Raw genomic sequence first — 13,594 nt, 5'->3', positions numbered from 1 at the left:
AAACGTCGACCGACCCGCATCGACAAAACTATTTGACACTTAAAGTAATTTGCCGTCAACCCCTGTTGTGACGGGCCTATCCGCCCTACTTCCACGCCCCCGCAAGCGGCTGGCAATATCGATCTTTGCCGCCTCGGGGGTCAATCGCCGCTCGGCCAGGCCGGCCGGCTGCGGCGGCTTGGGCATGCGTTCAAACCATTTGAGCAGCGAGTCTGGAATGAACCGCGTACGCGACCCGTAGATGTGGCGATCGCCCATGCCGGTCTGCTGCGTGACGTAGAAGCGCTGCGGCACGATCAGCTGCAGCTGTTCCTTGGCCCGCGTCATGGCCACGTACAGCAGCCGGCGTTCTTCTTCGATGTCTTCCTTGGTGCCCGTGCTCATATCGGAAGGAATGCAGCCGTCCACGACGTTCAGCACGTACACGACCTTCCATTCCTGCCCTTTGGCGGAATGGATGGTGGACAGGATCATGTAGTCCTCGTCCTGCAGCGGCGCGCCCGATTCGGCGCTGGTCGCATCCGGGGGGTCCAGAGTCAGTTCGGTCAGGAATTTTTCGCGCGACGGATAGGTGGCCGCAATACGCGCCAGTTGATCCAGGTCGCCCCGGCGGACCGCCGCGTCTTCGTGCAACCTTTCAAGGTGCGGGGTGTACCACTGGATCGCCAGTTCCAGGTCGGCCGGCCAGCTGGCGCCCGCGCCGGCGATGGCTTCATAGGTCAGGCTGAAGGCACGCCAGTCTTCCTGGGCGGCGGACCCAGGCTGGAAGGCTTGCATGGCTGCCAGGGGATCGGGCGCGCTGGCCATGGCATCGAGCACCCTGCCCGCTGACACGGGCCCGATCCCTGGAATCAACTGCGCGACCCGGAAGCCGGACAACCTGCCGCGCGGGTTCTGCGCCCAACGAAGCACCGACAGCACGTCCTTGATATGCGACGCTTCAAGAAACTTGAGCCCGCCAAACTTCACAAAGGGGATGTTGCGCCGGGTCAGTTCGAGTTCCAGCATGGCGCTGTGACTGGACGTGCGAAACAGCACGGCCTGCGCCGTCAGCTTGACGCCCGCTTCACGGTTTTCGAGCACCTTGTCGGCAATCCACCGGGCCTGGCCCGCGTCGTCCGTGACGGTGACGAGCAGCGGACGTTGCGACGAGGCGCGGTCGGTCCAGAGTTGCTTGGCGTAGCGTTCGGTGGACTGCTGAATGACAGCGTTGGACGCATCCAGGATAGGCTGCGTAGACCGGTAGTTGCGTTCCAGGGTGACGACGTGCGCCGGTTCTGCAAACTGGCCCGGAAAGTCCAGGATGTTGCGGATCGTGGCGGCGCGGAAAGAGTAGATGGACTGCGCATCGTCACCCACGACCGTCAGCCCCTGCCCCGTTGGCTTCATGGCCAGCAGAATGGCTGCCTGCAGCCGGTTGGTGTCCTGGTATTCGTCGACCAGGACGTGGTCGAAAGACCCGCCGACCTCGGCAGCCAGGCCCGGATCGGTCATCATTTCCGCCCAATAAAGCAGCAGGTCGTCGTAGTCGAGTACATGCTGGTTCTGCTTGGCCTGCACATAGGCGCCAAACAACTGCCTGAGCTGCGCTTCCCATGCCGAGCACCACGGAAACGCGCCTTGCAGCACCTCGGACAGCGGGGCCTGGCTGTTTACCACCCGCGAATAGATGGCAAGGCAGGTACCCTTGAGCGGAAAACGGGTTTGCGCCGACGAAAACCCCAGTTCGTGGCGCACGATGCCGATCATGTCTTCGGAATCGCCGCGGTCATGGATGGTGAATGATTCCGCCAGCCCGATGCGGCCGGCGTATTCACGCAGCAGACGCGCACCGACGCCGTGAAAGGTGCCTGCCCACGGCAAGGACGGCGCAACACCGCTACGCAGCTTGAGCACCTTCTGCAGTACCCGTCCTACCCGCCGTTCCATCTCGACCGCGGCGCGCCGCGAGAAGGTCAGCAACAGGATGCGATGCGGGTCGGCGCCGTTCAGCACCAGATGGGCCACCCGGTGCGCAAGGGTGTTGGTCTTGCCTGACCCTGCCCCGGCAATCACCAGCAAGGCGGGCGGCGCGACCGCCGTGCCGACACCGTATTCAACCGCTTCGCGCTGCTGCGCGTTGAGGTCGGACAGGTAGTCGGATGCGGATGCCGGTGTGGCGGCGTGAAGGGTGGGAGAAGCTTCCATGACGCTCATCTTCAGTTCATGAAACGCATGATACTGTATATTCATACAGCCTTGATGACCTGAAACCGACTGCCGTGCCCTGTGACATCCACGTAGGAACCGCATCCTGGACCGATCCGACCTTGCTGGCGTGCGGTCGCTTCTATCCGCCGGATGCCACCACGCCGGAAAGGCGGCTACGGTTCTACGCGTCTCGCTTTTCTTTCGTCGAGGTCGACGCAAGCTATTACCGCCTGCCCGACCCGGCCACCACGCATCGATGGGCGCAGCGCACGCCGGACGGCTTCATGTTCAACGTCAAGGCGTTCAGGCTGTTCACCGGGCATCCGACACCGCGGGATGCCTTCCCCAGCGACCTGCGCCGCATGCTGCCCGACAACGACAATGCCGCCGTGTATTACCGTGACGTGCCCGAGGACATGCGTGCCGAGGTGTGGCGGCGCTTCACCATCGCGGTCGAACCCCTGCGCATGGCCGGCAAGCTGGGCGCCCTGCATTTCCAGTTTCCGCCCTGGGTGCGCCGCCACGCACGCAGCATCCGGCATGTGGAGCGCTGCGCGCACCTGGCGCAGGAACACACCCTGGCGGTGGAATTTCGTGATGCAAGCTGGTTCGACGGATCTGCCGCCGCCCGGACACTGGACTGGGAACGCGACCTGGGCGCCGTGCACGTGGTGGTGGACAGCCCCGTCGGCGTACCCAATACCGCGCCCGCCGTCTGGGCCACCACGCACCCCGACCTGGCCGTCGTGCGCCTGCACGGGCGCAACGCCCAGGCCTGGAACGCGCGAACCTCCGCCTCTTCGGGCCGCTTCATGTACGAATACAGTCCCGAAGAACTCGACGAACTGGCCCGACGCATTGCCAGGCTGTCCCGAACGATCCGCGACACCCACGTCGTTCTCAACACCAACTTCGAAGACCAGGGCATGAGGAATGCCGCAAACCTGAAATCCAGGATTGCTACACTGCAGCAATGACTGACAAGGAGCTTCCTGTGCGCAAGACGTTTATTGGTGGTACCCGGCACGGCGAACCGGTTCCGGATTCAGACGAAGACCGCATCGTCGCCATCAACGACGGCACGGTCTACGTGCGTCGCGAGCTTGAAACGACCAACGCATCGGGTGAACCCAGGCGGCTCGAATTCTTTGTGTACGAGCCCCTCAGCGCCAGCGAAGCGCTGGAACAGGCCGAGCCCTACTGGGACGGACCCGCGCCCCAGATGTAAGGCCGCAGGCGCGCCGATCCCGCTCGGCGCGCCTTGCCCCATGCGTTTTTCAGCGGGCCTCGCGCACCCTGCGCACGTCGCTCAGCGAAACGCCGCCCGCGCTATTTCCCCAGCTGTTCCGGATATAGGACACCACGGCGGCGACGTCCTGATCTTTCATCGCCTGGCCAAAAGGCGGCATGCCGTGCGGTTGCGGGTGCCCGGCGGTCGATGGGGAAAAGCCGCCGCGCAGCACCAACCTGATGGCATTGACGGCATCCGGCGCCGTGACCGACAGATTGCCCGCGAGCGGCGGCCAGGCCGGATAGACGCCCTCGCCCGATGACTTGTGACACTGGGTGCATTGGGCCTCGTAAAGGCCGCGGCCGGTTTCCATGACGGTGGCCGAGGGCGCCGCGCCGACGGCGCCCGCATCCAGCCCCTGCCCAGGCAGGGATTTCAGATAGGCCGCCATGGCGTTGGCGTCGTCGTCGCGCACGTATTGCAGGCCGACATGGACAGCTTCCGCCATCGGGCCGGCCGCGGAGCCGCGGCGCGAAATGCCGGTTTGAAGCAATTCGGCAATGTCTTGCGCCGACCACTTCCCCAGTCCCGTCACAGGATCGCCGGACAGCGGCGGCGCATACCAGCTCTGGCCAGGAATCCGCGCGCCGGACAGGCTGGCGTCGCGCTGCAGGGCTCCCAGACGATTGCGCGGCGTGTGGCATTCGGCGCAGTGGCCAATGCCGTCGACCAGGTAGCGTCCTCGCAGCAGTTGGGCCTCTGCTGCAGGCTCGCCCGTGGTCGCGGCAGGTCGGCCCGCCTTGGCCGCGTCGTTTCCGGGCCGGAAGTACAGGGCGCGCCAGACCGCCACGAGTTCCCGCTGGTCGTATGGAAAGACCAGGTCGTGCGCGCGGTTGGCGTGTTTGACCGGAGCCAGCGACCGCAGATACGCGAACAGCGCATCGGCATCGTCACGGCTGACCTGGGTGTAGGTGGCATACGGAAACGCGGGGTACAGCAGTTGGCCGTCCGGCGCCTTGCCGTTATGCAGCGCACGCCAGAAATCGTCGGCCGACCACTTGCCCAAACCGGTTTCGGCGTCGGACGTCAGGTTCGGACCATAAAACGTGCCAAAGGGCGTGGGCAAGGCGCGGCCACCTGCGTACGGCGTACCCCCGACGGCCGTGTGGCAGCCCATGCAATTGCCGACCAGGGCCAGATAGCGGCCCTGTTCGATACGGGCGGCGTCGGACAGATCGCTTGCTGCCGGACGCACCGCATCACGCTCGTCTTCACGATGTCCCATCGACATCAGCACCGCAAAGGCCACGCCCAGCACGACCACCAGTCCGACCGCCATCCACGCCAGCCGCAGCCGGGTGCCGGTGCGGGCGACGCGTGCGGTGGCAACGCCCTTCCCGTCTTGGCCCCCGATCATGATGCGCCTCCGGTCGTTGCCTGGCTTCCGCATGCGAGGGGCAGCGGCGCGGGCAAGGAGGCGGCCGGCAGGCCTTCGCCCGCCGGCTGCTGCGACAGCCACGCGGCGACGGCGCTGATGTCGTCAGGCGTCATGCGGCGGGCAATATCCGCCATGCAGTCCGGCGCCGACGCCTTGCGCAGGCCATTGGTCCACGCGCCGAACTGCGAACTGATGTAGTCATGCGGCACGCCCAGCAATCCGGGTATCGCGGGCAGCACACCGGTCAACGCGCTACCGTGGCAGGCTGCACAGGCGGGCACCTTACGCGACGGGTCGCCTGTCATCGCCAGGGTCTTGCCCCGTTCCAGCGTGGCCGCCGACGCGCGGCTTGCCGCCGAGGCCTCGTAAGGAGGATGCTGGTCGGCAAACCAGCCGGCGATCGTCTTCAGATAATCGTCCGACAGGTTTTCCAGCAGACCTTGCATGGGCGGATACTGCCGCCGTCCATCGCGAAAATGCCGCAGCTGATTGAACAGGTAGTCGGCAGGCTTGCCGGCAATCCGCGGGTAGTACCCATCGGGACCCGCCTTGCCCTGCGCGCCATGACAGGCGGTACAGGCGGCGAGCCGGGCGCCCATGCTGTCGGGCGGATATACCTGCTGCGGGTCGGCAGCCACCGACACACTGGATGCGCAGGACAGGCTGGCGCCCAACACGGCGGCAATCAGAGAACGAAACGGCAAACTGGGCATGGCAGGCGTCCCCGCTAGGTGTCGACGTGATCGTCGGGTGTGATCTTTCCGACCGCGATGTGGTCCGCCACGGTCACCATGACCTCGGCAAACTGCGGCTGGGATGCGGGCACCCGCTGGCTCATGGTGCGAAGAATGTCCACCAGCAGCGCGCGGGTGTCTTCCGGATCCGCGTGCTTCCAGCTGCGAAAGTGAGCCAGCGCGTCCTGCACCACCTTGTCGGTATCGCGCCGGATCGCCGTACCCTGGACCGCGCCGGTCTGGATCCGCGTGGCCAGCGCCATGGTGCGCTGGACGATCATGTTGACGGCGGCCTCGTCGATCGGTGGCGATGTCATTCAGTAGGTACCCATGAAGTCGCGCTTGCCGATGTCCAGCCCGTTGTGGCGCAGGATGTCGTAGGCGGTCGTCACGTGGAAAAAGAACTGCGGCAGTCCGTAGCTGAGCAGATAGGCCGCGCCCTGGAATTGCCTGGCCTTGGGCGTATTGGGGCGCAGCACGATGTCGCGATCCGCGCCCGCGTCGATGGCCGCCGGGTCGAGCGACTGGATGTAGTCGCGGGTCGATGCCAGCAGGCCGCGCAGTTCAGCAAACGATGCGTGCGTATCGGGCACCGATGGCACCTCTGCCCCGGCAAGTCGCGCACACACGCCGCGCGCGAAATCACATGCGATCTGGACCTGGCGGACCAGCGGCAGCATGTCGGGAAACAGGCGCGCCTGCAGCAGCGCGGGTGCTTCGATATTGCGGCTTGTTGCGTAGGTCTCTGCCTTCGCCAGGATGGCGGCCAGGCTGTCGAGCATCTGGACGAACACCGGAACGGACGCAGTGTGCAAAGAGAGGGCCATGGGGCGCTCCAGCAGAAGGAAGCCGCGATTATAGAACCGGGGCAGAACCTGGCACGGGGGCACAGAAGTTGCTGCCTGCCAGGCCATGCGCGTCACCATTCGAACGCATGTCCTGACAGGAGCCCCCATGCCCGAAGCCCGCACCATCAAGAAAGCCCAGGCCGACAAACGCGCCGGCAAGTCTGCCTCGACCCAGGCCGGTGAATTCGTGAAGGAACAGATCGACAAGGTCCGCGCCGGCAAACACGGGGTGCGATCGAGCAAGCAAGCCGTGGCGATTGGATTGTCCGAGGCGCGCCGCGCCGGTGTGAAGCTGGATCCCCCGCCAAGAAAGCGTCGAAGACGTCGACACGCAACCATGCGGAAAAGGATCTGGAAGCCGGCAAGACGCCCAGGAAGGCACCGTCCAAGACACGGTCAAAGGCCACCAAGGCCGCGTTGAAACGGGAGTCGACGGAAGGCGCGTCGACCAAGGCGCTATCGTCACAGGCCAAAAAGGCAGCCAGCAAGCGTTCGTCGGGCGACCGGTCGGCGGCGGCGAAGAAGGCGGCCGAAACAAAGGGTGCGGCGGGCCGATCCGCGGCGGCGAAGAAGGCAGCGGAAACCCGTGCGAAGAATCGGAAGGCGGCGGCCTGATTCGCAGAAGGACGGCGGCCCTGGGCGCCATTGCGCCCATAATGATGGCGGCAAGAGATTGCGGCATGTGGCCGCAATCGTTCAAACGATCAAGGCTGGAATGATGAAGTCAGGAATGGTGCTGGCGGGCGTGCTGCTCGTGCTGGCAGGATGCGCGTCCGACAATTATGTATGGCGCAAGGAAGGCGCGAGCGAGAGCCGTGTGGAGGCCGATCGGGCGGCGTGCCAGCAGGCGTCGAATATGTCGCGGGGATCGTTCGAAGCGTCCAATCGCGGTCAGGTCGGACCGGGGGTCGACGCCGCCATGCGCCGATCGGATCAGAGCATGACCTGCATGCGCAATCGCGGCTATGAACTGGTGCCCGCCCGGTAAGGACGCACACGCCGTCGTCAATGCACCCAAGGCCCGTTGTCGGGCACGATGACGACCTGCGCCACCGACGACACGGCAACGCGATACTCGTCGGCCGTCAACGGCAGACCGTGGTCCGTCGCGAGCATGGCCATCCGGTCAGCGACGTGGGCTGACGAGGCGGAGAGGATCACGGTCACGCGTTCGCGCAGGTCGGCATCGATCACCGCGCGTTCCAGCAGGGTTTTGAGATTGTCGGGGGGCACCGTCGCTTCCTGGCTAAGGCAGTACGACAGATATTCTACGTATGCCTGCGCGTGCTGACTTGACCTGGTGTGTCATTCTGCCGACACATTGCTTGAACCCTCATCCTTCCTGGCGACCCGTACGCGGCGCCGCACGCTCGCGATTGGGCCAGGCCGTCAGGATGTCGGCGCCGGTTTCGGTTACCAGTACGGTGTGTTGGGCTTGCGCCGACAGCTCGCCGTCGGAAGTGACCACTTCGACCGTGTCACCCAGGTTTTCCACATCGGGACCACCGGCGTTCAGCATGGGTTCGATCGTGAACACCATGCCTTTCTTCAGCCACAAGCCCGAACCCATCCGCCCGGTGTGCGCCACTTCGGGTTCTTCGTGATAGCCACGGCCAATTCCATGGCCGCAGTATTCCCGCACCACCGAAAAGCCCGCGGCCTTGGCCACGCGTTCGATGGCGTGCCCGATGTCGCCCAGCCGCGCGCCTTCCCGCACGACGCCAATGGCCGCCGCCAACGCGGCCTCGGTCGCGGACACCAGGCGTTTGGCGGCCGCATCGGGCTTGCCCACCAGGAAAGTGCGGGTCGTTGCACCGAACCAGCTGTTCTTGATCAGTGCGACTTCGATGCCCACGATGTCGCCATCTCGAAGCACATCCTTGTCGCGTGGCACGCCGTTCCACACCACGCCATTGATCGAGGTGCCCAAGGTGTGTTCAAAGCCACGATAGCCGGCCTTGCCGGGCAGGGCGTTGAGCCGCGTGACGATGTAATCGTGGGCGCGCTCGTCCAGTTCGGCCGTCGACACGCCCGGCACGACCAAGGGACGCAGCATATCCAGCACTTCGGCCGCCAGCCGGCCCGACAGACGCATCTTTTCGATCTGGGCTTTGGTCTTGATATCGATGCTCATGGCGTTCCGGGTAATGGGCTGGCAGGCCGCGGCGGGCAAAACAAAACGGGCGCCTTATGGGCGCCCGTTTCGGTCAACGTTGCCGCAACCGGCGCAACGCGTGTCATGCAATCAACAAATTCTGGTGCGCCCGGCAGGATTCGAACCCACGACCCCTTGGTTCGTAGCCAAGTACTCTATCCAACTGAGCTACGGGCGCTATGTAGCGAGGCGTGTTTATAACATGGAAATTGCGGCGGCTTCAAATCAACCAGGCCGACCGGGCTTCCTGCTGTAAATCGCACAGCGCATACGGTAGTACGGGTAATACTGATACTGCAGATACCGCCACCACGACACGCCGGGCGCATCGGGGCATTAAATCAAAACGGTCTGAAAGCGTTGGCTTTCAGACCGTTTCAAGCCGCTGCATGATGACTACTGCATACACAACGGCCTTGTTCTGGTGCGCCCGGCAGGATTCGAACCCACGACCCCTTGGTTCGTAGCCAAGTACTCTATCCAACTGAGCTACGGGCGCTGCAAAGAAACGAAAGTATAGCAACAAAAACTGCTGTCGTGCAAATGGGCGCAATGTTGCACCGAGCCGCCCCGATGCACGGCGTTCAAAGGCTTACCTGCCGCGGCGGGCGGTATCACCGGGGGCCTGGGTACCCACGGCATCCAGCTTCGCCTGCTGCTCTTCCAGCGCACGGATCTGCCGCTGCAAGGTCGTGAGCTGTTCGCGCGCCTGCTGGCGATCGTTGGCCAGCGCAGCCGCTTCGGCACGGGCCTGATCCTGGCGCGCCGCCACCTGCTGTTCCTGCTGCCGCTGAACGTTCAGGTCGTTTTGCAGCGCGGTCAGGCGGCTTTCGTTGACCGAGATCAGCTTTTCCGTGCTGGCCCGCTCGGCGTCGAGCTTGATGCGGCGGATGTCGACGTCGGCCAGTTGCACGGTCTGGTCCACGAAGTTGCGATACAGCTGTTCGGCCTGCTGCTCGGACGTCGTCTTGACCACACGCCAGAAGTTTTTCTGCTGGAACATGGCCACGTAATACACCAGGTCTTCGGCGCGGAACAACAGGCTTGCGCCATAGTTGCCGTTGTAGGTGGTGCGCAGCTCGTTCAGGCCACGCGCCTGGATCAGGCCCTGCAATTCGGCGATGGTGCTGTTGGCGGCCGGGCTGTTGTCCGGCTGCGTGGGCGCGCTTTGCGAAACCGGTGCGCCTTGCGATGCCGGTGCGCCTTGCGTGACGACTGGCCGGACCGTGGACCCGGAGGACATGATGCCCTGCGCCGCGGCCCCTGCCGACATTCCCGACAACAGCATTACGATCCCCACGCTTTGGATCATGCTGCGGCTCTTCAATTTCATTCCAGCCATCCTTGCTTGTGATTGTCTGAGGCTTGCGATCAACGTTGGATACATTTTAATGGAAGGCGCCTGACGACGGCGCGATAGTTTGGGTTCAATCGAATTCTCCAGCGACCTCGGCTTCCTGTCCGACGATCTGGTACTTGCGCATCTTTTCCCACAGCACCTTGCGGCTGATCCCCAGGAACGATGCGGTGTCCTGCCGGCGCCAGCCGTTGGCGTCCAACGCCACCACGATGCGATTGCGTTCCGCGATGTCTTGCGGATTGCGTTCGCTGGCCGCGGCATTCCGATCGGCGCGGTCTTCCAGCGAAGAAAAGATGCGGCCGATGCGCGCGCGATCCCACGCGCGGAACTGCCGCACGGTAATGCCGACGCGCTCGGCAATGTTGCGCAGTTCGCGAATGTTTCCGGTAAACCGGGTCTGCGCGATCATCGTGGCCAGCCAGTCCGGCACTTCCACGTCCTGATCCGGCAGGATCTGGCCAAGAAACGCCTTGAAGATCGCGATCTTGTCGATGGCGCCCCGCTCTTCCAGGCTCGGCACCATCAGCTCGATCACGGCAAGCCGGTAATACAGATCGGCGCGAAACAGCTCTTGCCGCACCAGGTCGCGCAACGGGCGGTTGGTAGCCGCCACGAGCCGGAAGTTGACCGGGATCTCGTTGGTGGATCCCAGGCGCGTGACCGTGTTCTGCTCCAGCACGCGCAGCAGCTTGACCTGCTGATACAGCGGCAGGTCGCCGATTTCGTCCAGGAACAGGGTGCCTTCATGCGCCTGCTCGAAGTAGCCCTTGTGCGCGAACGCAGCGCCGGTAAAGGCGCCCTTGGCGTGTCCGAAAAATGCGATTCGAACAGGCCATCGGGAATGGCGCCGCAATTGACCGCGACGAACGGGCCGCGGCCGTAGCGGCGATGACGTTCGTGCAGCAGGCGCGCGACACGTTCCTTCCCGGTGCCCGTTTCGCCGCGAACCAGCACGTTCGAATCGCAGTCGGCAAATGCATCGACCTCGGCCAGGAACAATTGCATGCAGGCGGACGATGCAATCAATGGGTCGGCCATCGGCGCCGGACGCGCGCTCTCCCGCACGACACCGGCAAGCTTGAAGACCAGGGCGCGCAGTTCGGCGGGGGTGAAGTCGGGCGTCAGAATGTTGGAGTACTCCGGAGGATAGACGCTCGGATCATTGCCGCGCGCCTCGGCCGCCACCCAGATCACGGGCATGCCATGACGCGCCTGCCAGTCGCGCGCGTTGAAACTCGGCCGCTCGATCACCGTGACCGAAATCACGGCAACGGACGTGCGGGCCTGCAGCATATCGCTCGATACGGCAATCGAATCGGCGCGGATGACATCGACATTCAGCGCCGCAAGCGCGCGCGCCACACGCTCGGCAATATCCGATCTGCCTTCCCAAACATAGACGTCCAGGTCGTCCTGTTGCGCTCGGTGGTTTTTCATGATGCTGCGCTCGTTTTCCTGGTCCATGCACCGGCGGCCATCAGTAGACCAGCCGGGCGTTGCTGCAGCTCAAGGACATCAGCTTGACGTCGGTAACGCCCAGGTCGATGCCGAGCACGTTGAGCAATACGTTAGACAATGCACTGCCCACCGCATTGAGCGTGGGCTTGAGCAGTTCGATGACTGGCTTGAGCAGCGACTGCAGCAGGTTCTGCTGTGTCGTGCTGCCCGTGCCGCCCAGCAGCCCGGACACCAGGTCGCCCGCGCCGGTCAGCAAACCCGGGATGACGCCGTTGCTGGCAGTGGTCTGAAGACTGGCGATCAGGGCATTGCGTTTGCAGGTGTTGTCGCAGGTGCCGATCAACGGCGTGACCTGGCCCTTCCATACGTCCGGCATCGCGCACGTCAGCACACCGATCAGGCATGGGCGGCCCCAGGTCACGCCGTCGGCGATCATGCGCGCCGCAATGGTGGTCGGGTTGTAGCTGTATTTGGTCAGATATTTGTCGGCGACGTCGGCAGCCGTTGCGGGCGTCATGCCAGCGATCGATCCCCCCGTGCCACCCGACGACGGCTGCGCCAGGATCAGGCCCAGCAATTGATTGACCAGCGATGACACCGTATCGCCGATTGCGAGTGGGTTCTGCCCCGTGGACTTGGTCTGACCCACCGACAGCGTGACCGGCGTGGTGGGCGAGGCAAGCGCGTTCGAATGCACCTGGCCCGACAGCAGATTCAGGTTCAGCACCTTGGCGATCGTCTGGTCCTGCAAGCCGGTATCGCAGACCTCCCGGGTCGAGAACAACGTGGATTCGTTCACTTTGCCTACGCATGCCTTGAGCAACGACGAGTCCACTGCGATCGTGGCAGCGGGCGGGGATGCGCCGCAATTCATATCGGTCAGCGTGCCCATCGAGCTGACCACGTCGATGACGATAGGCAGATCGATGGTGGTACCGAGCAGGCTCAGCAGGCTGCTCGCCAACCCGCCCCCGTTGGTGGTGACATGGGTGTAGAGCCGTACCTGCGACGTATAGGCCTTGGTCCCCAGCCCGCCGATTCCGATCGAAGGGGGTTCGATGATGCCGAGCTTGGCCGTCGCGGTAATGCCGGCAATGCTGCCGACGTTGATGGCCGTGTCGACCGCGCGCTGCGACGACGCGACGCCGACGGCCGACGTGATCAGATCAAGCGCGCTGACTTGCGCATTGAGCGCCGAGGCCACGGTGGCGCCCGGCGCGACGATCTTGGCGAACAGGCCGCCCACCGCGTCGGTGGACCCCAGCTGGACCATCAACGACGGGACCGACAACGCGGTTTGCAAGGCATTGGTGACCGCCACGTTCGCGCTTGCCAGGCCGTTCTGCCCGCCCACGGTCGTGATGGCGTTGAGCAACGTGCCCAGTTGCACCTGGCGGCCGGCCAGCAAGGTGTTCAATTCGGCCACGCCAAGATCGGCGCTGACGGGAATGCCCAGCGCCTGCAACAGACCGCTGGGCGTGACCTTGACCTGGGCCAGGCCGTTGTAGCCGGCCAGTTCCGACGCGTTGACGTTTGCGCCAACCAGACGCAGCACCGCCCCCAACGGCGTTTGCGCCGGGTTGATGGTCGAGATCTTCGAGCCGACCGAGAACGTGGCGAGCGGAGTGTCGCGAATGGCAATGGCCTGCACGCTGACGGTACGCGTGCCCATGAAAGAAAAGAACATGGGCACTTCCTGGGTGAAGGCCACTTTCACGGCATTGAAGTCGGCACCCGTGACGGGCGTGCCGAAGTAGCTACGGACCAGGTTGCCGTCATAGCGTTCGGTGGGCGTGACCTCGGTGGCCACCGTCGTGGCGGCGGCGGGCGCGGCCGGGTCCCAGCGGCCGCACGTGACCGGATTCTGGGCGGCCGGCAGTGTCATGGAATACCGGCTCATATTCACGTTTGCGTTGCCTGTCGCGGCAGCGATGGCCGGTGCGCAATTGCGCTTGTCGATGCGCTGCGCGCCGGCCAGCGCGGACAGATCCGCCACCTTTTGCATCTCGCGTTTCATGTAGAACAGATAGCCGAGATCGGCCGAGGCCAGCAGGGTCACCGACACCAGCAGCGCGCCCGCTGTCGCCACCAGCACCGAGCCGCGCTGGCGGTGGCGGCCCCCGGCGAGCGGAGCCTGTGCACGTAGCTTGAGGAAGGCGCGCGATGCAGTCATGGCGATC

12 protein-coding genes, 2 tRNA genes and 2 pseudogenes are annotated in these 13,594 nt (G+C 64.4%); 4 read left to right on the top strand and 12 right to left on the bottom strand.

Annotated features, from left to right (window positions below; translation table 11 throughout):
* Positions 1-39: 39 nt before the first annotated feature.
* Positions 40-2,187 (bottom strand): ATP-dependent helicase, encoded by a 2,148-nt coding sequence (locus tag ACNANG_RS22185; RefSeq protein ID WP_420224828.1) that lies wholly within the window; start codon positions 2,185-2,187, stop codon positions 40-42.
* 74 nt (positions 2,188-2,261) lie between these two features.
* On the opposite strand from ACNANG_RS22185, the gene ACNANG_RS22180 reads away from it, so the two are divergent.
* Positions 2,262-3,167 carry a DUF72 domain-containing protein gene (locus ACNANG_RS22180; RefSeq protein ID WP_420224827.1) on the top strand — a complete coding sequence of 302 codons (906 nt, stop codon included), beginning with the start codon at positions 2,262-2,264 and terminating at the stop codon, positions 3,165-3,167.
* A 17-nt stretch (positions 3,168-3,184) separates the two neighbouring features.
* On the top strand, positions 3,185-3,418 hold the full coding sequence (locus ACNANG_RS22175) for a hypothetical protein (RefSeq protein WP_420224826.1): 234 nt from the start codon (positions 3,185-3,187) through the stop codon (positions 3,416-3,418).
* A gap of 49 nt (positions 3,419-3,467) precedes the next feature.
* Here the strand turns inward: ACNANG_RS22175 and ACNANG_RS22170 are convergent, their stop codons facing one another.
* The 4 genes from ACNANG_RS22170 to ACNANG_RS22155 form a co-directional block, all read right to left on the bottom strand.
* A complete protein-coding gene (locus ACNANG_RS22170; RefSeq protein ID WP_420227633.1) occupies positions 3,468-4,760 on the bottom strand; it encodes a c-type cytochrome in 1,293 nt (430 codons plus the stop codon).
* 74 nt (positions 4,761-4,834) lie between these two features.
* Positions 4,835-5,572 (bottom strand): c-type cytochrome, encoded by a 738-nt coding sequence (locus tag ACNANG_RS22165; RefSeq protein ID WP_420224825.1) that lies wholly within the window; start codon positions 5,570-5,572, stop codon positions 4,835-4,837.
* A gap of 14 nt (positions 5,573-5,586) precedes the next feature.
* Positions 5,587-5,910 (bottom strand): hypothetical protein, encoded by a 324-nt coding sequence (locus ACNANG_RS22160; RefSeq protein WP_420224824.1) that lies wholly within the window; start codon positions 5,908-5,910, stop codon positions 5,587-5,589.
* Positions 5,911-6,420, bottom strand: a complete 510-nt coding sequence (locus ACNANG_RS22155) for a DUF1993 domain-containing protein (RefSeq protein ID WP_420224823.1) — start codon at positions 6,418-6,420, stop codon at positions 5,911-5,913. It abuts the gene before it with no gap.
* Positions 6,421-6,547: 127 nt separating this feature from the next.
* On the opposite strand from ACNANG_RS22155, the pseudogene ACNANG_RS22150 reads away from it, so the two are divergent.
* Together ACNANG_RS22150 and ACNANG_RS22145 are read left to right on the top strand one after the other, a co-directional pair.
* Positions 6,548-7,056: pseudogene (locus tag ACNANG_RS22150) on the top strand (DUF6496 domain-containing protein).
* Positions 7,057-7,156: 100 nt separating this feature from the next.
* Positions 7,157-7,429 (top strand): hypothetical protein, encoded by a 273-nt coding sequence (locus ACNANG_RS22145; protein ID WP_420224822.1) that lies wholly within the window; start codon positions 7,157-7,159, stop codon positions 7,427-7,429.
* Between the two features lie 17 nt (positions 7,430-7,446).
* Here ACNANG_RS22145 and ACNANG_RS22140 read toward each other — a convergent pair whose 3' ends face one another.
* From ACNANG_RS22140 to ACNANG_RS22110, 7 genes and pseudogenes are all read right to left on the bottom strand, one after another.
* The gene (locus ACNANG_RS22140; protein ID WP_420224821.1) at positions 7,447-7,674 is read right to left on the bottom strand and encodes a hypothetical protein; all 228 of its coding nucleotides are present in this window, start codon (positions 7,672-7,674) and stop codon (positions 7,447-7,449) included.
* Between the two features lie 100 nt (positions 7,675-7,774).
* Positions 7,775-8,575: a type I methionyl aminopeptidase gene (map, locus tag ACNANG_RS22135; protein WP_420224820.1), complete on the bottom strand. Its 801-nt coding sequence runs from the start codon at positions 8,573-8,575 to the stop codon at positions 7,775-7,777.
* Positions 8,576-8,697: 122 nt separating this feature from the next.
* A tRNA-Arg gene (locus tag ACNANG_RS22130) sits at positions 8,698-8,774 on the bottom strand.
* 244 nt (positions 8,775-9,018) lie between these two features.
* Positions 9,019-9,095 (bottom strand) — tRNA-Arg (locus ACNANG_RS22125).
* Positions 9,096-9,188: 93 nt separating this feature from the next.
* A complete protein-coding gene (locus ACNANG_RS22120; protein ID WP_420224819.1) occupies positions 9,189-9,929 on the bottom strand; it encodes a DUF2968 domain-containing protein in 741 nt (246 codons plus the stop codon).
* Between the two features lie 94 nt (positions 9,930-10,023).
* Positions 10,024-11,393 (bottom strand): annotated as a pseudogene (locus ACNANG_RS22115) (sigma 54-interacting transcriptional regulator).
* Between the two features lie 40 nt (positions 11,394-11,433).
* Positions 11,434-13,587: a TadG family pilus assembly protein gene (locus ACNANG_RS22110; protein WP_420224818.1), complete on the bottom strand. Its 2,154-nt coding sequence runs from the start codon at positions 13,585-13,587 to the stop codon at positions 11,434-11,436.
* Positions 13,588-13,594 lie beyond the last annotated feature (7 nt).

Source organism: Pigmentiphaga litoralis (assembly GCF_048632615.1).
GTDB lineage: Bacteria > Pseudomonadota > Gammaproteobacteria > Burkholderiales > Burkholderiaceae_B > Pigmentiphaga > Pigmentiphaga litoralis_B.
This window is presented reverse-complemented; position numbering and strand designations above follow the sequence as displayed.

What these genes read in the sequence shown, in the direction of transcription:
- ACNANG_RS22160 (WP_420224824.1), bottom strand. Translation starts at nt 5,910, where the DNA reads ATGACATCGCCACCGATCGACGAGGCCGCCGTCAACATGATCGTCCAG.
- ACNANG_RS22170 (WP_420227633.1), bottom strand. Translation starts at nt 4,760, where the DNA reads ATGGCGGTCGGACTGGTGGTCGTGCTGGGCGTGGCCTTTGCGGTGCTG.
- ACNANG_RS22110 (WP_420224818.1), bottom strand. Translation starts at nt 13,587, where the DNA reads ATGACTGCATCGCGCGCCTTCCTCAAGCTACGTGCACAGGCTCCGCTC.
- ACNANG_RS22185 (WP_420224828.1), bottom strand. Translation starts at nt 2,187, where the DNA reads ATGGAAGCTTCTCCCACCCTTCACGCCGCCACACCGGCATCCGCATCC.
- map (WP_420224820.1), bottom strand. Translation starts at nt 8,575, where the DNA reads ATGAGCATCGATATCAAGACCAAAGCCCAGATCGAAAAGATGCGTCTG.
- ACNANG_RS22145 (WP_420224822.1), top strand. Translation starts at nt 7,157, where the DNA reads ATGATGAAGTCAGGAATGGTGCTGGCGGGCGTGCTGCTCGTGCTGGCA.
- ACNANG_RS22165 (WP_420224825.1), bottom strand. Translation starts at nt 5,572, where the DNA reads ATGCCCAGTTTGCCGTTTCGTTCTCTGATTGCCGCCGTGTTGGGCGCC.
- ACNANG_RS22155 (WP_420224823.1), bottom strand. Translation starts at nt 6,420, where the DNA reads ATGGCCCTCTCTTTGCACACTGCGTCCGTTCCGGTGTTCGTCCAGATG.
- ACNANG_RS22120 (WP_420224819.1), bottom strand. Translation starts at nt 9,929, where the DNA reads ATGAAATTGAAGAGCCGCAGCATGATCCAAAGCGTGGGGATCGTAATG.